The sequence below is a fragment of the Paenibacillus taichungensis genome, assembly GCF_013359905.1.
GTDB classification, from domain to species: domain Bacteria; phylum Bacillota; class Bacilli; order Paenibacillales; family Paenibacillaceae; genus Paenibacillus; species Paenibacillus taichungensis.
Map to the genome: position 1 here is coordinate 91,330 of NZ_JABMCC010000105.1, position 21,547 is coordinate 112,876.

Annotated in this window: 19 protein-coding genes; 5 read left to right on the forward strand and 14 right to left on the reverse strand. The window is 47.1% G+C overall.

The annotated features are described in order from the left end of the window. Window positions 1-29: 29 nt before the first annotated feature. From HP548_RS10090 to HP548_RS10120, 7 genes are all read right to left on the reverse strand, one after another. Window positions 30-1,775 (reverse strand): sensor histidine kinase, encoded by a 1,746-nt coding sequence (locus HP548_RS10090; RefSeq protein ID WP_175381580.1) that lies wholly within the window; start codon window positions 1,773-1,775, stop codon window positions 30-32. 330 nt (window positions 1,776-2,105) lie between these two features. Next, window positions 2,106-2,804 carry a hypothetical protein gene (locus HP548_RS10095; RefSeq protein WP_099853463.1) on the reverse strand — a complete coding sequence of 233 codons (699 nt, stop codon included), beginning with the start codon at window positions 2,802-2,804 and terminating at the stop codon, window positions 2,106-2,108. Window positions 2,805-2,926: 122 nt separating this feature from the next. Continuing rightward, complete coding sequence (locus HP548_RS10100) at window positions 2,927-4,453, reverse strand: ABC transporter substrate-binding protein (RefSeq protein ID WP_076289419.1); 1,527 nt, start codon at window positions 4,451-4,453, stop codon at window positions 2,927-2,929. Between the two features lie 182 nt (window positions 4,454-4,635). Beyond that, window positions 4,636-5,544, reverse strand: coding sequence for a carbohydrate ABC transporter permease (locus tag HP548_RS10105; protein ID WP_053783705.1), 909 nt, complete (start codon window positions 5,542-5,544; stop codon window positions 4,636-4,638). Between the two features lie 17 nt (window positions 5,545-5,561). Then, the gene (locus HP548_RS10110) at window positions 5,562-6,548 is read right to left on the reverse strand and encodes an ABC transporter permease (RefSeq protein ID WP_099853465.1); all 987 of its coding nucleotides are present in this window, start codon (window positions 6,546-6,548) and stop codon (window positions 5,562-5,564) included. A 174-nt stretch (window positions 6,549-6,722) separates the two neighbouring features. After that, window positions 6,723-8,342, reverse strand: coding sequence for a response regulator transcription factor (locus HP548_RS10115; protein ID WP_175381581.1), 1,620 nt, complete (start codon window positions 8,340-8,342; stop codon window positions 6,723-6,725). Beyond that, the gene (locus tag HP548_RS10120) at window positions 8,317-10,116 is read right to left on the reverse strand and encodes a sensor histidine kinase (protein ID WP_099853470.1); all 1,800 of its coding nucleotides are present in this window, start codon (window positions 10,114-10,116) and stop codon (window positions 8,317-8,319) included. The genes HP548_RS10115 and HP548_RS10120 overlap by 26 nt, the downstream gene beginning before the upstream one ends. A gap of 369 nt (window positions 10,117-10,485) precedes the next feature. On the opposite strand from HP548_RS10120, the gene HP548_RS10125 reads away from it, so the two are divergent. Next, window positions 10,486-11,922, forward strand: a complete 1,437-nt coding sequence (locus tag HP548_RS10125; protein ID WP_076289416.1) for a hypothetical protein — start codon at window positions 10,486-10,488, stop codon at window positions 11,920-11,922. A gap of 13 nt (window positions 11,923-11,935) precedes the next feature. Here the strand turns inward: HP548_RS10125 and HP548_RS10130 are convergent, their stop codons facing one another. The 3 genes from HP548_RS10130 to HP548_RS10140 form a co-directional block, all read right to left on the reverse strand. Beyond that, complete coding sequence (locus tag HP548_RS10130) at window positions 11,936-12,526, reverse strand: DUF4269 domain-containing protein (protein ID WP_175381582.1); 591 nt, start codon at window positions 12,524-12,526, stop codon at window positions 11,936-11,938. A 21-nt stretch (window positions 12,527-12,547) separates the two neighbouring features. After that, window positions 12,548-12,754, reverse strand: a complete 207-nt coding sequence (locus HP548_RS10135) for a YwbE family protein (RefSeq protein ID WP_063564738.1) — start codon at window positions 12,752-12,754, stop codon at window positions 12,548-12,550. A 126-nt stretch (window positions 12,755-12,880) separates the two neighbouring features. Further along, a complete protein-coding gene (locus HP548_RS10140; protein ID WP_175381583.1) occupies window positions 12,881-13,351 on the reverse strand; it encodes a hypothetical protein in 471 nt (156 codons plus the stop codon). Between the two features lie 201 nt (window positions 13,352-13,552). Between HP548_RS10140 and HP548_RS10145 the strand changes: the two genes are divergently transcribed. Together HP548_RS10145 and HP548_RS10150 are read left to right on the forward strand one after the other, a co-directional pair. Beyond that, the gene (locus tag HP548_RS10145) at window positions 13,553-14,188 is read left to right on the forward strand and encodes an HlyD family efflux transporter periplasmic adaptor subunit (RefSeq protein WP_053783698.1); all 636 of its coding nucleotides are present in this window, start codon (window positions 13,553-13,555) and stop codon (window positions 14,186-14,188) included. An 8-nt stretch (window positions 14,189-14,196) separates the two neighbouring features. Beyond that, complete coding sequence (locus HP548_RS10150; RefSeq protein WP_076289412.1) at window positions 14,197-15,738, forward strand: DHA2 family efflux MFS transporter permease subunit; 1,542 nt, start codon at window positions 14,197-14,199, stop codon at window positions 15,736-15,738. 100 nt (window positions 15,739-15,838) lie between these two features. On the opposite strand, the gene HP548_RS10155 is transcribed toward HP548_RS10150, so the two are convergent. The 3 genes from HP548_RS10155 to HP548_RS10165 form a co-directional block, all read right to left on the reverse strand. After that, the gene (locus HP548_RS10155) at window positions 15,839-16,615 is read right to left on the reverse strand and encodes a polysaccharide deacetylase family protein (RefSeq protein WP_175381584.1); all 777 of its coding nucleotides are present in this window, start codon (window positions 16,613-16,615) and stop codon (window positions 15,839-15,841) included. 67 nt (window positions 16,616-16,682) lie between these two features. Next, window positions 16,683-17,621 carry an aldo/keto reductase gene (locus HP548_RS10160; protein ID WP_175381585.1) on the reverse strand — a complete coding sequence of 313 codons (939 nt, stop codon included), beginning with the start codon at window positions 17,619-17,621 and terminating at the stop codon, window positions 16,683-16,685. A gap of 88 nt (window positions 17,622-17,709) precedes the next feature. Continuing rightward, a complete protein-coding gene (locus tag HP548_RS10165; RefSeq protein WP_076289409.1) occupies window positions 17,710-19,734 on the reverse strand; it encodes a Na+/H+ antiporter in 2,025 nt (674 codons plus the stop codon). A 214-nt stretch (window positions 19,735-19,948) separates the two neighbouring features. Here HP548_RS10165 and HP548_RS10170 point away from each other — a divergent pair, with 214 nt between their 5' ends. Further along, window positions 19,949-20,248: a hypothetical protein gene (locus HP548_RS10170; RefSeq protein ID WP_163760233.1), complete on the forward strand. Its 300-nt coding sequence runs from the start codon at window positions 19,949-19,951 to the stop codon at window positions 20,246-20,248. A gap of 84 nt (window positions 20,249-20,332) precedes the next feature. Here HP548_RS10170 and HP548_RS10175 read toward each other — a convergent pair whose 3' ends face one another. Then, window positions 20,333-20,815, reverse strand: coding sequence for a MarR family winged helix-turn-helix transcriptional regulator (locus tag HP548_RS10175; protein ID WP_076289407.1), 483 nt, complete (start codon window positions 20,813-20,815; stop codon window positions 20,333-20,335). A gap of 189 nt (window positions 20,816-21,004) precedes the next feature. On the opposite strand from HP548_RS10175, the gene HP548_RS10180 reads away from it, so the two are divergent. After that, on the forward strand, window positions 21,005-21,529 hold the full coding sequence (locus HP548_RS10180; protein ID WP_053783691.1) for an NAD(P)H-dependent oxidoreductase: 525 nt from the start codon (window positions 21,005-21,007) through the stop codon (window positions 21,527-21,529). The last annotated feature ends 18 nt before the right edge of the window (window positions 21,530-21,547 follow it).

The window sequence follows — 21,547 nt, forward strand, 5'->3', positions numbered from 1 at the left end:
AGTCATATAAACACACTAGTTCTATCCTGCTATTCAAGAAGATGTTCTTCGTCAGCGGGCCAGGACAAGGTAACACGCAGCCCACCAAGAGGTGATTCCATAATGCTAATTCCCGCCTGCTCCCCATATCTGAGCTGAAGACGCTGGTTGACGTTCCATAACCCACAACCCATTTCTTGATCCATACCTCCTGTGAGTTTGTGGAGCAGCATCTGCCGAGCCAGTTCATCCATACCTTGTCCGTCGTCATCGACGGTAAGAATCATCATGCCATTTCTCTGTTCTCCCGACACCCGTATTTCCCCAGCTTCGGCATCGGTTTCAATCCCGTGGATAACCGCATTCTCTACCAGTGGTTGTACGATGAGAGGTGGTACCTCCTGACTCAGGATGTCTTCGGATAAGTCAATTTTGAAACGTATTCGGTCCATACGCATCTGCTGAATCTCCAGATAACAGGTGACGAACTCGATTTCTTCTGTGAGCGGCACCACATCACGTTCCTGCCTCGTTGTATAGCGATAGTATCGGGACAGATTATGCGACATGGCAACGACAGCATCGACACGCTTCAGCTTGGCCATGCTCGTAATGAATGAGAAACAATTATAGAAAAAGTGTGGATTAATCTGAGATTGCAGCTGTTTCAGCCGGGCTTCACGCACATGAATCTGTTCCAGATACACGTGTTCAAACAACTGCTGAATCTGCGCCACCATGGAGTTGAATCGTTCGGACAAAAAGCTGAATTCATTGCGTCCCTTGGGCGTAATTCGGACTGAATAATCCTCCTGCTTCAATCGTTGGAATCCACGGATCAACTGTTTGACAGGGACTTGAACCTGTACATATAACAGATAGGCTACGGCAAAGCTCATCAATAGCAGACAGATCATGGCCGAATAAAATAGAATATTGGACTGATGAATCGGCTTCAGAATAGCTGATAGTGGCATGTAATCAACCAGATACCAGCCTGTCGTGCTGGACTTTACCGTATTAACCATGTAAGGTTCACCGTCGATAACTACCGTCCGGTTATCAACATCTTTAAGCTTATCAATGGCCAGATTATCCATCAGCTCACCTGTCAGAGCTCGATCCGAGGTTCGGTTATAGATAACCCCCGTCTCTTCCCGGTAATAGAAGGGGTCATGGCGACCATCATCCTTGAATTTGTCCAGCATATCTCGAATGTTGTCACTATCGAATTCAAGCTTAATTACGGTCTGCGCATTGGCTGCGGGATCGCTAATGCCGTATGGAGATACCGTGATCCAGCTGAAGATGAATTTATCATCTTCCCCCTCCTGAGTCTTTCGAACATTCCATCCGGATGATATGTTGCCTCTAAGCGTTTGCTGATCGTAATAACCGGCATCTCGTTCAGAGACGACCCTGCCAAGCGTCGGCGAATAAAGGTACAATTTCGTTGTCCAGTTGGATGAACTTTCCTGGATACTCAGCTTGTTCTGAATACGTTTTACCAAATTGATCGTATCCAGATCGAAATATTTGGAATCCGCGTAGATCCGCCGAAAGCTCGCAATATCGGGATCATGAATGAGCAGATTCGGCCATGAGGACAACAACTCGATGTGTGTATTCACCTGATTTTGAAAAAATTCAAGTTGGTTACTGTTGGAGCGATTGAGTTCATCCCGTAGAACTGCTGTTGTTTTATGGTTGGAATACCAGTACAGCAGTACGACTGGAACCAGCATAATTAGAATTAAAATGACCATTTTGGAAAATAGATTCGTCCGGTATGACATCTTCTTACCTCACCTTGCCTTCATTAGTCAGTGAATCTAATTTTAACGATGAAAGCGTTAAACATAAACTGTTTTTTCTGGGCGAATTCGCTTCACAGTTCATCTGTTACTCCTGACTTAACCTCTTTAAAGAGGTTATCTATATATCGTAAGCGTTACCATATACATGCATAAAGGTGACAAAACCAACTTTTCTGCACTAATTGCAACTTCCACGCAAAAAAGAGCTGACAAAAGTCAGCTCTTTTCTAAACACAATATATGGCTTAATCTCTTTTAATCCAAATACTCTTATTATGTATTCATTCTATCTTGCTAACGCAGTATCTATTATGGAATATCGTAATCAAACACCGTATTCTCTCCATCCACGGCGACATCCAAAACAATATCGGTTAGCTTTCCATTCACTTGCAACGGGGAGTCAGCTAATCCGGAAAACGCCAGTTGACCCTTAAATGTTCCATACGGCTCAATCTCTATATGTACAGGTTTGAGCTCGACAGACTGCAGGGATTCATAGAGCGGATCATCATGTTGTTTGTAACTGCGGCCCAAGTCAGGCAAGAGAACAGCTGCTACAGGCTCTCGGGTGTAATTTTTGAGTGTCAGGTCACAGTTTACTCGTGTAATACCATTGTCCAGTACGTCATAGGTACAGGAGCTATCATTTTGGACATAGGAAACTCCATCGATACCGGAAGCCCCCCATTTGGCTACGTACATTAATTTATCCGTCATGTAGGAATAACTGAGAACGATAGCGAGAACGATTAGCCAGAGCCGTTTAGCCAGAACAGGATGTAATGACATGATTTCTTTGCGTGTAAGATAGTAGCTGGATGCTAATATGCCCATTCCAAAAAATAACGTGATATGCACACCACTTACGTAGGATGTGGTATAAGGCGACATGCCTATAGCAGACAGCATCGTGTCCCCCACTGAGAAACCAAGGTGATGCTTAAACGTAAAAATGATGCCAAATAGCAATAACATCGCAGAGAACACAAGTCTGGTTCTCGACACACGAACACCCCCTAATCAACCACCTGATTATATCATATTTTTCCTTATTATGGTTTGTGATCCAAATAAAAAAAGACGCTCCGGTTTTTAACCGAAGACGTCTTGGGTTTTGCAACTCAAGTCTACTTTTTGGACAGGAATGCGTCGAGCTGTTCTTGTTTGGCTGCAATGATTTTATCAATACCTGCGGCTTTCAGTTTCTCTAGATATTTCGGGATCATCTCGTTCGGATCTACTGCACCCGAGGTCATGCCCGGTTTGAACTGTTTGTTCACGTTGTTGACCGCAGCAATTTCGTTTTTGACGGATTGGCTATTGAACGTAAAGCCCAGTGCAGGTGACTTAACGCCTTTGGCATTAAACTCCTTGAACTTTTCCCATTTCTGCGGATCTTCATTATCCCAAAGATAGTTCAGGAACTGGTTACCCAGCTGCCATTGTGCGCCCGGATTGTAAGTGCGACTGTTCGCATCTACCCCTTCCGGAAGGGTAATAATGTTGTCCTGTCCGTCTTTTTTCACATAATGTGTGCCTTCAATACCGAAGTTGAGCAGGTTGTTAATTTCTTTGTCGGAATGCAGCAGGTTAATGACTTGCATCGCCTTCTCTGGCTGCTCAGAGGAACGGGAGATCGCCAGCATCGCACCGGAAGCATCACCGGTTGTAATCGTAGGCTGGGTCATCTCAATCTGGGTCAGAGGATATCCGACATACCCTTCTTCTTCCTTATCCTTGCCCGGCTTCATGCCATCGGTCCACAGGAAAGCCTTACCTGCCTTCGCCTGATCTTTTGGGAACACATTGGAAGTCGCTGCATCACTGTTAATGTATCCAGCCTGATACCACTTGCGTGCAAGCTCAGCCGCTTCCTTAAATTCGGGGGTCTCCACTTCGTTCAGTACCGTCGTTGTACCCGCTGTTTTGGAGATGACGCCTGGAACGGATGCATCACCGAGATAATCCCAGTCCAGATTTTCCAGCAAACCGTTACCATTGGTATTGGACATATAGAATGGAGTGATGCCTGGTTCGTTTTCCTTGATCGTTTTGAGCAGTGGCTCCAGGTCAGCCCACGTTTTCACTGCGGTCAGATCGAGCTTGTATTTGTCAGCCAGATCTTTGCGCACCAGTACACCACGCGTCGCTGCCAGCTCTTTGTTGGTAGGAACGCCGTAATTCACGCCATCCACCTGAGAACCTTCCAGAAAGGCTGGATCGAGATTCTTCTTGATATCCTGCCCATACTGGTCAAGCAGATCATTGAGCGGCAAGAACGCACCTTTTGCTACATTGACCGTATAATTCTGCCAAGCCGCTGTGAAAATAATATCTGATTTTTCGCCGGAAGAGATCATAAGATTCAGCTTGTTGTCCCACTGACCCCAGTCGATCGCATTGATCTTGAGAGTTGCCCCGATCTTTGGCTCCATCTTTTTGTTTATCTCGGCTTCGACCAGAGCTACATCTTTCTGTGGTGTCCCTGGATAATACAACGTCACTTCATAGGGCTTGCCCCCACTCTCCGCTGCACCACCACCCTGTGCTTCCGGTGTTGTTCCGCCTTTGTCTGATGAGCAACCTGCCAGCACCAGGCTCAGCGCCATAACTGCTGCCGCGAAACGCGGCCATACCTTAAACGTTCTAACCAAGTGAACCCCTCCCGTCATATGTTGGACCCTGCAACCGATTGCCCCAATTCGCAATGTTCCCCAATCTGCAAAAGTCCGTTCGCTTGCCGGCCCTCCGGCGTGTCTGTACTCGCTGCTTTTTGTATATGCCCTCTCAGGTCCATCTTCAATTATCCGTTGCCCTCTCCGCTAACCGGCCGGAGTTACCCCTTCACTGCGCCTACGGTTAGGCCTTTGATGAAATACCGCTGGAAGAATGGATATGCCAGTACGATTGGACCAATACCGACTACAGCCATCGCCATTTGCAGTGTTTTATTTGGCAGATTCAGCAATCCGCCCTGCGAGGAAATCTGTGAAGAGACATTGGAGTTGGATGTTAAATATTGAATATCGAGCAGCGTCCGGTACATAAGGTACTGAAGACTGATCGTCCGGTTATCAGATATGAAAATCATGCTGAGATACCAATCGTTCCAGTAATTCAATGTACTGAACAGTGCAACGGTCGCCATCACTGGAAGGGAGAGCGGAAGCACGATACGTGTAAACGTTCTCAATTCACCCGCTCCATCAATCCGTGCCGATTCAAGAATCGATACCGGAATGGAGTTAGCGAAGAATGTACGCATGACCAGCACGAAGAATGGTGACAACAGTAGCGGCATGATCAGTGCCAGAATCGAGTTTTTCAAATCCAGTACGTTCACATAAACGAGATACCACGGGACCAGACCGCCATTGAATAGCATGGTGAAAAAGATGAAAAAGGCGAACCATCCTCGATACGGCAAATCCCTCCGGGAAAGTGGGTACGCGTACAATGCCGTCAGCGCTACACTCGTTATTGTACCTATCACGGTTACGATAATGGAAATACCATAGGAATGGATGATCTGATCCATGTCCTTGAACAGAAACTCATAGGCAGTAAGGCTAAACTTCTCCGGAATAAGTTTATACCCGTTCGCAATGACCGTCGTCTCGTCCGAGAATGAGATTGCGAAGACAAGCAGGATCGGCACGATGCAGGCAATGGCATAGAATATAAACATAGCATGTATGATAGACGCGGAACGCCGCGACACGGCTAATGGATCACGTGATTTCACAGCTGGCTTGCCTCCTCTCAAAATAATGCATTATCTTTGTCCATTCTCCTAACGATGGTATTGGATACGAGAACAAGTACAAATCCGACAACAGCCTGATACAGCCCGGCTGCCGAGGACATCCCGATATCGCCGCCAATAAGGAAGGTTCGGTACACGTACGTATCCAGAACGTTCGTCACCGGGAACAATGCACCCGATTCCAGCGGAACCTGGTAGAACAGACTGAAATCTGCGTAGAAAATACGACCGATCTGCAGCAATGTCATAATCACGATTAGCGGTACGAGAAACGGAACGGTAATGAAGCGAATCTGATGCCACTTACTCGCGCCATCCAGCACGGCCGCTTCATAATATTCCTCATCGATACCTACCACTGCTGCCAGATAAATGACGGCATAATAACCAATATTTTTCCATGTATTCACCAGCGGCAAAATGTACGGCCAATACTTAGGCTCTGAATACCAGTCAATTGGTTGTCCGCCAAAGAGCTGAAGAATCGTTGAGTTCATGAAGCCCGAATCCTTGCCGAGAAACGCGAGCACCAGATAGCTGACTACAATCATCGACAGAAAATACGGAAGCAGCATGAGTGACTGATACAATTTGGACATCGCCTTGTTTTTCACTTCATTTAACAAAATCGCAAGCCCTACACCTACAAATAAATTCAGCGCAATAAATACCGTGTTATAAGCGAGCGTATTACGTGTGATCTCCCAAGCATCGCTGGTGGAGAATAAATACTTAAAATTATCCCAGCCGCTCCACGGACTGCCCCAAATACCGTCGGCATAGTTTACATTTTTGAATGCAATCAGAACGCCAAACATCGGCATATAGTTGTTTACCAGCAGAAATAGAATGCCTGGCAAAAACATGAGATACAAAACCTTGAATTTACCTAGATTGTACAGGACAGACTTTCGTTTTCGAACCGGTATGTCCCTTCCATCCGATAGACGTGCTGCCTTACCCACCTGGGGTTGTGTCTTCATAACTTGTTCTCCCTCACTCCTCTTGAATTTCATCCTCAGGATGAAACACCGCTGTGTCTCCTGTGGTTCAAGTATACGGCGGGGCGTTCAGGTCCACTATCTGCTGTGGTGACCTGTTCACTTATCAAATTATGACTTTAGGGCACAAAAAAACAAAAGACGCAGCATGCTGCGTCAAATCTGTACCGTTCGGGACTGTTTGCGAAACTCCTGTGGGGTAATGCCCGTGCACTTTTTGAACATTTTCGTAAAATGAGAGTAATTGTAATACCCGACCTTGCCTGCGATATCCGTCACCTTCACGGTAGACTGGGACAATAATGTCTTCGCTTTGGCTACTCTGCGCTGGAGAATAAATTCGGAAAGTGACATGCCCTTTTCTTTACGAAACAGGCGGGATAGATAGGCTGGATTAAATCCGGCAAAGGATGCAAGTTCTTCTCGCATCAGCTCTTCACCAATATGATTTTCAATGTAAATGCATAACTGGTCCACAATCGTCATTGGACTGTGATCGTCCGGGTACAATACCGGGATGGCACGACTAATCAGGTCTGATGTCCACTGCTTCAGTTGAGGCAGCGAACGTGTCACAACGTTTTCTTCCGGCTCCCGTTCTCCGGGATACAGACTGCGTACGGATACATTTTTCTGATGCAGCAACGGGTAGATTACATGCAGCATTGCATGATAATACAAGCGCAGAATTTCGGGTGACAAACGCTCCTGTGAAGCCAGTAATTCAAAGATTTCGTCCACACGCTCGCGCAGGTCGTCAAACTTTCCCGTTTCGAACAGGATGGACAGCTCGGAGAACCACGGTATTGGCAGAAAACGATCCTCCGTATCTCGGCCCACCTCGTCATAGATAAAGACCCCTTCAAGCTCGTTGATATTGCGACGCTCCATGTCCATCAGCTCATTCAGCATCCCCTGTAAATCTGTAACTGCTACCGGGACTCCGACGTAACAGGACAATCGGCAATAAAAGTAGGTACCGCACTCCTGAATATAACTCTGACATCCTTGTGCCATTTCACTCGCCGTAGGTATGATACCGTTCTGTTCGTATGCAAGCACAATATTTAGTCCACTGTGATCCTGAAACACTTCCCCAGGTTTGTCACCAAGCAGCATTTCCTTGGCAGCATTGCGGAGCGCATATTCCAGCACCTCCTCGTCACGCAGATCGAAGTCTCGCACCCATTCTTCGACGGATATAACAATCGGCAACACGCGCACTTGCGGATCAATCTCGGCTCCATATACCTCGGCCAGCTCCTGAAGCTTTTGCTGGGTTAAGGTTACACGCTGTGAGATGGCGTCTTTCCAGAAACGCTCGGTCAACAGGGGTTTATGCGTTTGCCAGCGTTTATACACGGTCTCATATACTTCATTGGTGCGGGAACGCTGCTCGTCATCCTTGATTTTGTCCATTGCCTGGCTCACAACCTTGAGCAGCTGGTCTGCGGGAGCAGGCTTCAGTACATAATCGAAGCTGTTCAGCTTGATTGCCGTTTGGGCATAATCGAACAGGGCATGACCTGTAAGAAAAATCGTCAGCATGCCGGGATCATGCTTTAACACCCAGCTCTGCAGATCCAGTCCCGTTTCACCCGGCATCTCAATATCACAGATCATAATATCAATGGGATGGGCTTTCATCAGCATTCTTGCTTCTTCCGCATCACCAGCACTGAATACCTGGTCAATTCCGGCCAGGCTCCAGTCCACCCCTTCCACCATCGCTTGCAGGGCGTATACTTCATCATCCACGATCAACAGGTTCCGCATAGGCTCTCCCTTCTTCTTCTTCCGTCTGGGCAGGCATATGAATATGGACTGCCGCCCCTCCTTCAGTCTGATTGCTAAACTGCAATCCGGCATGTTCGCCGTACTTTACAAGCAGCCGATGGATAACGTTCCAGATGCCAATGTGCTGTCCACCCGGATCTTCGGCGTATTGCCCTTGCTGCAGGCGCTCCAGTATGTCTTGCTCAAATCCAACACCGTTGTCTGTAATCGAAAGTTGAAGAACCGAAGATGCTTCAGGATCAGATAACGTTTTCGACTTCCGTACTGTTATGCAAATAACAAAAGGTTCTTTACGACGCTGAAAGCCATGAATAATGGCATTCTCCACAAAAGGTTGAATCGTTAAGGGCGGCAGCACATACTGCCCAAGATCCGGTCCAACATCCAGTACGAAATCCAGCTTGTTGGGAAACCGCAGCTTTTGGATCTCCAAATAATGACTGATATGTTCCAATTCTTCATCCAATCGAATGACACGTTTGCCTGCACGCAGGCTGAACCTGAAATAATCTGCCAGATGACCAGCCATCTGCTGCACTAACTCATGCTTTTGCAACGAAGCCAAGCTATGAATGATATTCAATGAATTCAGGTAAAAGTGAGGATTGATCTGCATCTGCAATTGTTTAAACTCTGCTTCCCTCGTGCGCAATTGCTCCTCATACACATCAATCTTCAAATGCTGGATCTCACTTGTCATCTGATTGAAGCTGTGCGTGACAAACTCCAGTTCAGATGAAGCAGGCGTCTCAAGCCTCACATCAAGTTCTCCTCGGCTAACCCTCCTCATCCCACGTATGAGCACATTCATCGGACGGAATAGGAGCTGCCTGAGAAAAATCATAGCTGTGATCAGAATGACCGCTGCACCAATTGGAAGCAGGCGAATGATCTGCTGAAAAAATGGCAGGTTACGCATCATGTCCTCCTCGGGCAGCAGGACGATATAATTCATCTCAGACATGGCTGAGGCAATGCCAAGCATCAGATACTGACGTGCACTGCCTGTGGACGTTACTTCAGAGATCACCTGGTAGGGATTATTTAATCCCGTGATATGGGCTGCGGCCAATTTGATTTGTGCCGGGTTCAGGGCTGAATCGGACAGTGCCCCGCCATCTGCTCCCACGATGACTGCGCCTCCCCGGTCACCGGACTCCGTAAATTGTTCGGGGTGATTCAGTGCATTCATGTCCACAAGAGCCCCCGCATAGAACTGGGCGTTGATCCGCACCGTTTTGACCAAGGCATTCCATGTGCCTCCCTGAACGATGCTCCACTCTGGCTTCTGGATTTCCCCCTCCAGCTGCTGCATCTGAACCGGCATGCTCTCCTGCACAATCGACATTTTGACATCATAATTGCCTGAAGTAGCGAGTAACAGATCGTCATTCACAGCATCGTACAGAAAAAATGAATCGATCAGATTATAAAATCCGATATCGGTCATGAATTTGTTCATAATACGCTGTTTGGCAATAATATAATCGCCGCTGCCGTATTTGAGAAAAAACAGGGAGATAATGTCCGGGTCTCGCTCGCCCAGACTGTATAAATAACGATTGGTCTCCTGCAGCACACGCTCGTTCTGCTCCACACTTTTTGCAAGATGATTCATATTGGTGAGAGACACTTGATCACGTACAACTTTCATGGCGTATACGTTGTTGTAATATAACAGCATGAATAGTGGCAGCATGATCAATGTCAGACCCACGATAAACTTAAAGCGCAGTGAACGGATGAAGTTCATGAATTCCCGCCCTTTTGTGTAATCTGAATTTCAGTTCTGTTGCACATCGTTGTAACCGCTATCAATATCAAGCGATTTTTTCCGTGTTCTGATGCTGTACCTCTGCTTTTCTTCCATCTTATTCCTTATAATGGCATGTTTATTGTAGTCATACTTGCTTGCATCTGTCTATGTGGTTCCGTGACCTGTCACTGTCAACTCTGGTGACTTGCACTTCTTGGCTTTAGTACGTGTTCGAGGGCCCATGCTCTAATTAGTTCTCCATCTGTAAAAAAAATCCTTCTCCATCCTCCACGAACGCCCGGTGATGACATGCATACGATATATCACTCCTTGGATTGACACCAAGGATGTAAGGAGGCATGTCCGATGAATATTCAACTCGTCCCATTGCATTATGTATATCTGGCATTTATCGTCTTGATTATCGCTGTCATGGTACGGCGTAGAGACACAACCATCATTTGTGTCGCAGGTATCATGACCATTGGACTCCTGGCAACTGAAACATTAAGCGGATCGGTTTCAGGAATCTTCAACAGTTTTATCTACGCAGCCAAGGAGCTGCTCAGCACCATTTTTATCATCTCGATCATTGTTGCAATGAGCCGGGTGTTAATTCGGACAGGGATCAATGAAGTCATGGTGACACCACTCACCCGGTTCATCCGTTCTCCACAGGTCGCCTATTGGGGAATTGGATTCATTATGATGATTGTATCATTGTTTTTCTGGCCCTCTCCTGCCGTTGCCCTGGTTGGGGCTGTACTTCTTCCGGTAGCCGTACGAGTCGGACTTCCTCCCATTGGCGCTGCCATTGCCATGAATCTGTTCGGTCACGGCATTGCCTTATCAGGGGATTACATTATCCAAGGGGCACCCAAACTGACAGCTGATGCAGCTGGCCTTCCCGTTACCGCTGTTATGACTGCAAGTGTCCCACTTGTCATAGTGATGGGGACGGTGTCTACCGTAACGGCATTCTGGATGCTGCGCAAGGAGATGAAGTCAGGTTCCCACGTTAAACTCAGTGATCCGATCTCTGGTGAAGCAGTAACCGTTCATCCACCTTCGTCAGACTCTGCGCCGATTTCCGAGGAGCCAGCCGTTCAACGTCAAGCAATTCCCCCACGTTTGCAAAAGGCATTCGCTCTGATCATCCCATTGTTATTCTTAGTCGACGTCATTCTGATGTTTTTACTTAAATTACAAGGCGGTGATGCCACAGCACTAATTGGTGGAACGGCCGTGCTCATTCTGATTGCCGTATCACTTGCCGCGCATCGTCATACAGGTCCGGAAGAAACAACAAACTATTTAATTGAAGGATTTCAATTCGGATTCAAGGTGTTTGGTCCTGTCATCCCGATTGCCGCTTTCTTTTATCTTGGGGATGCTGCGATCACAGAACTGTTCAACAACCCGCTTCCTGCTGGATCACACGGTATTGTGAATGATTTGGGGGTTGCTCTTGCAGGGCTAGTGCCATTGAATAATACGGTAGGTGCTATAACGATGACTGTGACCGGAGCAGTCACGGGAATGGATGGTTCGGGGTTCTCTGGAATATCCCTGGTCGGCTCCATTGCGTCCATGTTTGCAGGATCGGCAGATTCCGCACCTATATTGACGGCACTGGGTCAGGTCGCCGCCATATGGGTAGGCGGTGGGACCTTAATTCCATGGGCCTTAATTCCAGCTGCGGCCATTTGCGGAGTCAGTCCATTTGAACTGGCACGCCGCAATCTGAAACCTGTACTGTTGGGGTTAACCGTTACTACTATTGTGGCTATCTTTCTAATCTAATTGCTTAACCGTGCTATTCGAACTGAAAAGACGTACGCAAGCGTGCCCATTGCCAAAGCTCATCCTTGCTCATTGAGGCCAGATGAAGCATCTCCTCATAAGGGTCTCCCTGAAGTCCCAGGACCGCAGCGAATGCAGGCTCCGTCTTCCAGCCTTCCAGCTTCAATTTGCGAATCTCCCGATGTCCTGCTGCACCCCAGAGTTGCAATAATTCCCACTCTACCAACATGTGAATATAAGCATTCTGCTTGCGTACAGATAGGGATTGAGCGAAAATCTCTATAGGCCAGTTTCCAATTTCCATACTACAGGTCACATAAGGACGCTGGCCAGCACGGCCATCCCCCCGGTCGCATCGAAAACCCTGCATTCCGCTTAGTTGTTGGTACACCAAGGTTTCGAACGCCTCCAGATCCGCTGCCTCACATAATAGATCAAGATCACTTCCGGGAATATCAATATCAATTGGCACTGTTCCAGCCGGATAAGGCTGGTAAGCAGCCAATATGCTGAACAATCCACTGGATTGCAACACCTTATACGCATCCTGCTGACGCTCGTTACCCGAGGCCAGATGTACCATTACATCCGTAGTTGTAATCATGTCACAACCTCGGGAAGCGGCTCATTCCGACGCTCCTGTAACGACTTGTTTCACTCGTCCCACCTGTCCACTGGTCAAACGTACTTTGATCCCATGCGGGTGTGTGGGCGATTTGGTCAACAAATCCTTCACGATACCGCGTGTCAGTTTGCCTGTCGGCTGATCTTGCTTGAGCACGATATCCACTTCAAGACCCGGTTTGATATTTACTCGTTGTTGTCCATTCATGGTTTTCTCTCTCCTCTTCAACGTATTCCATGTCATGTAGCCATAATTTACAAAGCTTCATCTATTGTAGACGTTTTGAATTGAAAACGAAAGCCATGTCCCATGTTCAAAAACATAACTGAACTGTTATTTTCGCTTTGGAGAGGGATCAGAAGATTTGCTTTTCATCACTTTCAGAGCTGATCGATAGACTTCATCTGCACTCTGTTCAGGTTCTTTTGTCTCCGTCAGCACCGTTTCGTCTTCCACTTCGGCAGGTTTACGGAAATGAAGCAATGCTTGGCGATAAGCTTGATCACCATCTGTAGTCTGCGTCTCTCTTTTCTGTGGTGAAGGGGGCACTTCCGATGTAGAATCCATCTGGTGAATCTCCGTTTGCCTATGATCCGCATGTTCCAAAACCTCTGCATGCTCTGCCTCTGCGTAAATTCGGTCTTCCTTCCGGGCTTGGTCTTCTTCATGTAGTAGGACAGGCCCTTCATCCACTTCTGCTATTTTGGAAGCTCGTGCTTCTGCAGCCTTGCGGGACGATCTGGAGTTATAAATCATCAGAAACACAACCCCGATAACAACGATTACCGCCAAAATGATCAACATATGAGCATCCTCCTTATCATCCGCCTGTAGGCAGCCTTAATCAATATATTGGTGCCCTATTCTGCGAATAATATTTCATCTTGTTTCGTATAGAGCGACAAAGTAGCGGGAATGCTCCAAACAGGATTGTCAGTAGAAGACTTTCAACACCTAGCGAAGAGAATGTTTACAGAAAACCGAATTGAGGAGGGAATGATCAGCATGAATTCACGTGCCATTTTGATCAATATCATTGTTATACTGGTGATTTTGGGAGCCGGGGCCGCCGGGATCTACTATTACAACCAATCCACCAGCTACGTTAAAACCGATAACGCGCTTGTTACCGGGCAGCCAATCTCCGTGGCTTCCGCAGTAGGCGGTGAGCTTCGATCCTGGAAAGGTAAGGTAGGTACAACATTTAACGCAGGTGATACCGTTGCCACTGTCACCGCTGCGGGAAAATCAACATCCGTGACAATGCCTGTTGATGGTACCATTGTACAACAGACCGCCGTCGAAAATTCACTAGTATCTGCGGGTACACCCCTCGCACGGGCCTATGATTTCAATAACCTGTACGTGACGGCCAATGTGGACGAGACCGCGATTGATAAAATTAAAGCGGGTCAGATCGTCGATGTATATGTCGATGCTTTTCCGGATACGACATTGACAGGCAAAGTAGACCAGATCGGACTTGCCACTGCGTCCTCCTTTTCGCTGCTACCGTCGTCCAATACCAATGCGAATTACACTAAAGTAACACAAGTCATCCCGATCATCATTACGATCGAAGGATATAAAGGACTGGGTGTGGTTCCCGGCATGAGCGCTACCGTGCGCGTTCATATCTAAGGCTGCTGATGGATAATCAAGTACCTCTTGGGAAAACCATCGCTGTCCTGCTGCTCGGCGCCTTTATCGCCATTCTGAACCAGACTTTGCTCAATGTAGCCATCCCCCATCTGATGAATGACTTTAACGTATCAGCAACGACCGTGCAGTGGCTGTCCACAGCCTATTTGCTGGTGAACGGGGTACTCATTCCGATTACCGCCTACTTGATTGAATCGTTCGGAACCCGCAAATTATTCGTGACTGCGATGCTGTTGTTTACGTTAGGTTCGTTGATCTGTGCCATCAGTCCTGGATTTACGGTGATGCTCATCGGTCGTATCGTACAAGCCAGTGGGGCTGGTATTATTATGCCTTTGGTTATGAACGTGTTTCTGACTGTTTTCCCTCCTGAGAAACGGGGAACTGCCATGGGCACGATGGGCATTGCCATGATGTTTGCTCCAGCCATTGGCCCGACGTTATCTGGATGGATCGTGGAACATTATACATGGCGGATTCTGTTTTATATGGTCATCCCGCTTGCCTTGCTTGATATTTTGTTTGCCTTCATTTGGCTGAAAAATGTGTCCAAACTTACTTCGCCGAAATTTGATGGTTTTGGCGCTTTATTCTCCACCATCGGTTTCGGCTTTCTGCTATATGGATTCAGCTCTGCCGGAGATAAAGGCTGGACCAGTGCAACTGTGCTGTTGACACTGATTATCGGCGTGCTCTTCATCGTCTTCTTTGTACTCAGAGAAACGGCCATGAAGAACCCTCTGCTAGAATTTCGTGTATTCAAATACGATATTTTCACCATCTCAACGCTGGTCAGTGCAACGATTAACATGGCACTCTTTGGCGGAATGCTGCTGTTACCGATCTATCTGCAAAATATAAGGGGATTCTCTCCCCTGCAATCCGGGTTGTTGCTGCTGCCTGGTGCATTGCTAATGGGCGTTATGTCTCCCATCTCAGGAGCGCTGTTTGACCGGATCGGCTCTCGCCCGCTTGCCATTGTCGGTTTGATCATTACCGCCATCTCAACCTTTGAGTTTAGCAAATTGACGGGGGAGACGCCCTATGGTCACATCATGATGCTATACACGTTTCGTAGCTTCGGCATGTCCATGCTGATGATGTCTGTACAGACAGAGGGGCTAAATCAATTGCCGCCTCATCTCACCAGTCATGGTACTGCCATGTCCAATACGGTCAGACAGGTCGCTGGTTCGATCGGGACCGCCCTGCTCATCACCGTGATGGCAACACGTGCAGGTATTCATTTGGCGGATTACAGCAACACCGTGACCACAACCAATGTCGCACTGACAGAACAAGTGGGTATACTCGGCACGCAGATGGCTACTGCGGCTGGAATGCCGCCTGAACAAGGTTCAAGCCTTGCATTACAGCAGCTCTATGGTATCGCTGTTCAGACATCAACGATTGAAGGCATTAATGATGCTTTCATTGTAGCGACCTGGATTTCAATCATTGGTCTGTTTCTCTCATTATTCCTGCGGCGAGCTCGCTCCCGTCCTCGTAAAGTCAAGCCTGAACGCTAAAATGGCCTTGGGCAACCTATACTTACCTTTTTTAAATAAAACGAAATAATAAAAAACCGCACGTCTCTTCAATCTAGAGACGTGCGGTTTTTGGCTTGTACTATGGATGCTGTGGTAAGGATGGATTGTCATCCTTTGCAGCCTCTCTCGCCTTAACGGCAAGCAGTTCCGATACAGTTACAAAACGATAACCTTGTTCCTGCAACTTGGGCAGAATCGTTTTTAACGCAGCAACCGTCTGGGATTTGCCCTCCACCTTGTCATGAAACAGAACAATATCCCCGTTACGTGCGTTCTTCAGCACTTTGTTCACAATGGCGGATACACCTGGTGAAGCCCAATCACGTGTGTCCTGATGCCAGGACCATAGCACAATCGTATAGCCTTGCTGCTTGGCGACCTGAATGACCATGTCATTGTAATAGCCTCCCGGGGGTCTAAACAACGTGGGACGCTGCGCCCCTGCTCCAACAATGGATTTCTCCGCTATGTTCATTTCGTGGCTGTACTTATCCGCCCTTGTTGACCTGACCGCGTACGTATGTGCATACGTATGATTGGCGATTTCATGTCCTTCCCGTTGCTCCTGCTTTATCAGATCAGGAAATTTTTCCGCCCATTTGCCAAGCACAAAAAAAGTGCCTTTGGCCTGATACTGCTCGAGTAAAGCCAGAATCTGCGGGGTCTGGACCGGATCGGGCCCATCATCAAAGGTAAGTGCGATGAGTTTATCATGTGTGGGAACCTCCCACACAATCTCTCCCCGTTCCTCATAATACTGTCGATTCTTCTGCACAGGTTTGGCGTAGGCAGAGCTACTTCCAAGCAAAAAAACAAGCGCACACAATCCGATGCATCGGGCTGCCTTCAGGTTCATGTTTATGTCCTCTCTTTATCTTCAAACGTAAACTCCCTGTTAGCATTTCCCGATTCACCAGAACTATTTAACGAAATATTTGATCAATGACTGCAATTTCCTCAGCTGTGAGCTCAACATCCAGTGTTTTCAGATTGTTGATGACCTGCTCCGGTTTCTTGGCACCAGGAATGAGCGCATCAATGGACGGCTGAGTCAGATACCAGGCCAGAACGAGATGTGCGACCTCAGTGTCCTTGGACTGTGCAATGCTGCGTAGTTGTTCCACCTTGTCCAGATTCTGAATAAAGGCTTCCCCTGTGAATAACGGGTTCTTCGCCCGCCCATCCTGGAAGGTTGTATCCCGATTATATTTGCCACCCAGCAGCCCTGCTGCCAGAGGGAAGTAAGGTACAAAAGAAATGTCATGCTCTGCCGTATAAGGCAGCAAATCTTTCTCCGCTTCTCTTTTGAACAAATTATATTCAGACTGCAGTACATCCACAGCTCCATCCTGATTCGCCTCACGCAACTGGTCAATGGAGAAGTTAGAGACTCCGATGGCACGGATTTTACCTTCGTCCTTCAAACGTTTCAGCGCCCCTACAGCCTCATCCTTCGGTGTATGTTCATCCGGGAAGTGAATATAAAACAAGTCGATGTAGTCTGTCTGCAGACGTTTCAATGCCTCATCAACCGAGGTTTTGAGGAAAGCAGGTGAGTTATCAAAAACTACCTTGCCATCCACGAATTTATGTGCAGCTTTCGTTGCAATGATGGTATCTTGGCGCTGACCCGTTTCTTTCAGCACTTCACCAATTAACCGTTCTGAATGCTCAGGTCCATAGATGAAAGCAGTATCCAAAAAGTTAATGCCCTGTTTCAAAGCCGTACGAACAACATCCTTGCCTGTTTCATCATTCAGCATATTCGGATAGATGTTATGTCCTCCTACTGCATTTGCCCCCAATCCAATCGGGTTAACAATCAGATCGGTTTTGCCCAAGCGAGTACGTTGTTCTGCCATGTCTCATCCATCTCCTTTTCTGAGCGTTAGTAACTCACATATATTATATCAAAGGATTAAGCATATTTAAAATATCGGGTTTATCGGATTAGGTGTTTTTCAGCGCAGTGGCTTCCACGTCATTAATGAATCGACGGAGTTTTGCAGCCACATCGCGATTAATTTCACCATTTTCGTATAGCTGCTGTATGGTATTGCGCTGCTCCTGCATGGCCACCATTTGCAATTCCAGCTTTTCCTGATCAAATGGATCTTCCGTTTTGCCCTGGTTCCAGGTGCGTAATTTGGCAATAACCCGCTCATATCTAGAGATGACCGACAGAGCCACAATCCGGTTACTATCGTTCATGTTTGCACGAATCGCCTTGATCGCCGCTTCAGAGGTACGCATCTTCACTTGACGGAACAGATCCGCATTCTCAATCATAAATGGCTGATCCGGCTTTTTTGAACGATTCATAAACACATGACCAAACACGCGACCAATTTCACTGAGCGAGAACATCATCTGAGTATTCGTACGGTTCGCAAGCATCATTTCCTTCCGATCCAACCAGCTGTTACATCTAAACGCGGCTTCCGAAGCAATTACATTTTCATCCATCATCTTCTCAATCTCTTTACGTTCAGCCCGCGTAGCGATGAGATTTATTGCTGTTTCCTGTTTCAAAATGTCCTTGCGCTTACCGGCAGTAAGCTCGCCAGCCGCCTGCCTGATATATTTTGACAGATCGGAAACAACAGCAAGCGCAGCAGCTTTGTTCTGGTCGTTCATTTCCGACTTCACTGCACGAATGGCAGCATTCAGCATAATATCCTGTGCTTTTCGTTCCGTCGTTTGCGGTGTACCTTCTTCGGCTTTTTCTTCGTTCTTCGCAAGAATAGGAAGGAACACACTTGCAGCAATCAGAGTGAACAGAATCACACCTGCCGCCAGAAATATGATCAGATCCCTTTCCGGAAAAGGAGACCCGTCTTGGAGAACATACGGGATGGAGAAGGCCCCCGCCAGTGTTACAGCGCCTCTCACACCCGAAAGAGTAATAATCGTAATTTCTTTCAGCCGAGGCTTCCCGCTAGACAACGCCTCACCGGAATTTTCATTACCTTTCCAGAACAGATAGATCCAGACAAAACGAAGCACCAACAATAGCACTGAAATAAGGCCCACATAGCCGAGTACTTGGAGGTTATCAAACGAGACATTCTCGAAGATGGTACTCAGTACATCCGGGATCTGTACCCCCAAAATGACAAAGACCAACCCGTTCAAAATAAATAAAATAACTGACCAGGTACTGGCAGATACCACCTGCATCTTCAGTTGTACGGACTCGGTCCGGTCTCGCTCAATTGCATGAATGATCCCGCCTGCGACGACCGCAAGAATGCCCGAAACACCCACCTCTTCACTTACCAGATAGATGACGAAGGGCGTAAGAATTTGCAATAACATATGAATGGTGACATCTTCCATCCCCAGACGCCGAATCCAGACACCGAGTCGGATCAACAAGAACGATAACAAGGCACCAATCAGTAACCCGCCAATCGCGATAAGTATAAAACTAAATGACGCCTGAGCCAGGGAAAACACCCCTGTAACCGTGGCGGCAATCGCAAATTTGAATGCAACCAGACCGGATGCATCATTCATCAATGCTTCTCCCTCAAGAAGCCTATGTATGCTCTTGGGTAAATGCACACGACCTGCCATAGCGCCTACTGCCACAGCGTCTGTCGGGGACAGAATTGCTGCGAGTGCAAAAGCCGCAGGAAGAGGAATGGTTGGAATGAGCCAGTGAATGGCATATCCTGCCACGACAACCGTAACAAATACAAGGCCCAGGGCCAGCAAAAGGATGGGCGCTCTTAGATTCCACAGCTCGTGCCTCGGTGTTCGCTTCCCGTCGTTGTACAGCAACGGAGCGATAAAGAGCACGAAAAACAATTCCGGATTCAGTGGCAGATGCACACCCGCAGGTAATAGTGCAATGGCTACACCGAGAACAATCTGAATCAACGGAACGGGGATAAAGGGTACAAACCGGTTCAAAATATTCGATAAACCGATCAGTACCAGCAAAACAAGCACGGCGATAAATAGTTCCATGATGACAATCCCTTTCCGAAAAATGAAGTGGTGAAAACCATTTTGTATAGCCTTATTTTAGCATAAACCAAAGTTTATTATAAAAATGTTGTCATATTCGATCCCCGTCTAATGCGAATGGATAACAGTCCGATTGCAGATTTCTGATTGGTTCTGTTTATAAGATGTTACAATATGCTCAGGACAATACCCGTTGGAAAGGAACTTGGTGTCTATGGCATTTGGAATTAAACGACAGGAACTGGCCGAGTGGAAAGAACGTGTATCTCGTGGCGACCTTGCCTATCTCACTCATTTCTGGATCGACAACCGTTTTCCGGGCATTACCAGTGTGACCAAAGTAGGCTGTTCGGATCTGAAACGGCTTGAGGATTGGTGTAGAGAGCATGAACTCGACCCACGTTATATCCATCGGCGTCAGCCTTTTCCCCATTTTGACCTGCTCGGTAAAAAACAGAAGGAAATCCTGATCCAGGAAGGTCTGACCGATCACATTCAACGCTTCCATCTCTGACTGGAAAAATTAAAAGCCAGCCTTCAAGATTCAAGTCCCAAAACGGGCTCATTCTTGAAGGCTGGCTTTTTACATCCCAAATATTTAGCGATGCGTTTGTTCCAACGTTTTCATTTTCTCTAACAGTTTTAGCTCAATTTTCTTCAGCATGCCAAACATCTGCAGTTGTTCCTCTTCCGTAAGCGCCTGCAAAAGTTCCCATGTCATTCGACCGCGATTATTAATTAACGTTTTTGCAAGCTGTTGCCCATCTTCCGTTAAGGATAACCATACAATTCTTCGGTCCTCTTCACTGCGTACCCGCTGAATCAGACCTTCGCTCTCCAGTTGATTCAGTACAATGGTGGTTGCTCCTGAAGATAGACTAAGTTGTCTGGCCACATCTACAGCCATGCAGCGTTCTTCACGTAAAATCATGCCCAATATATGACTTTTCGTCGGGTTCAATTTGCAGTTTGTTTCATTCTTTTGCTGCTGATCCAATACTTTATTTTTATATCTGAAGAAGGCCTCCAACAATTGATCCACATTTGCCAATTGAGAGTTTCGCTCCGTATCCGGGCTCATAAACGTTCCTCCTACCTTTGATCATAACCTACCTTATATTGTAACATATTTGTACTATTTTGTTTGTGAAAAATGCGCTTGTTTCCCAGAACCCTTTACTTGTCTGTAAAGTTCATGCTTATTTTGCGGTTTCATGTGACAAGCTACCTTATAGCATGAACAGATAACCACACAAGGAGGAATCAAGCAATGAACATTTATATTGTTTTCGATAGTGAAGGCGGGCATACACGAGCGCTTGCCGAATCGATTGCTGCTGGCGCAGCCAGTGTGCATGGTGCAACCGTTCATTTGCATTCCACAGAAGAAGCCGACATCTACAAGCTGGTGGAAATGGACGCCATTATCTGGGGCTGCCCCGGACATTTTGGCTCCATCAGCTCCGGGTTGAAAAAGTGGATCGACAAGCTGGGCTACCTCTGGGCAGAGGGCAAGCTTGTCGACAAAGTTGGTGCGGTGTTCTGTACCATCGCGACCGAGCATGGTGGACTGGAGTCAACGTTGATTCATTTGCTGACACCGATGCTCCATCAGGGCATGATTATTACCGGGCTACCTGGCAACTTTGCAGATAACGCATTATATGGCTCCTATTATGGTGTTGGAGTGACTTGTCCGGTGGACAGTGATGATCTGCTCAGCGAACAGGGCATAGCACTGGGTAAAGCTCTGGGAGAACGCGTGGCTCGCATAACCAACCGATTGATCACATAGAAATCAGAGTATTTCACA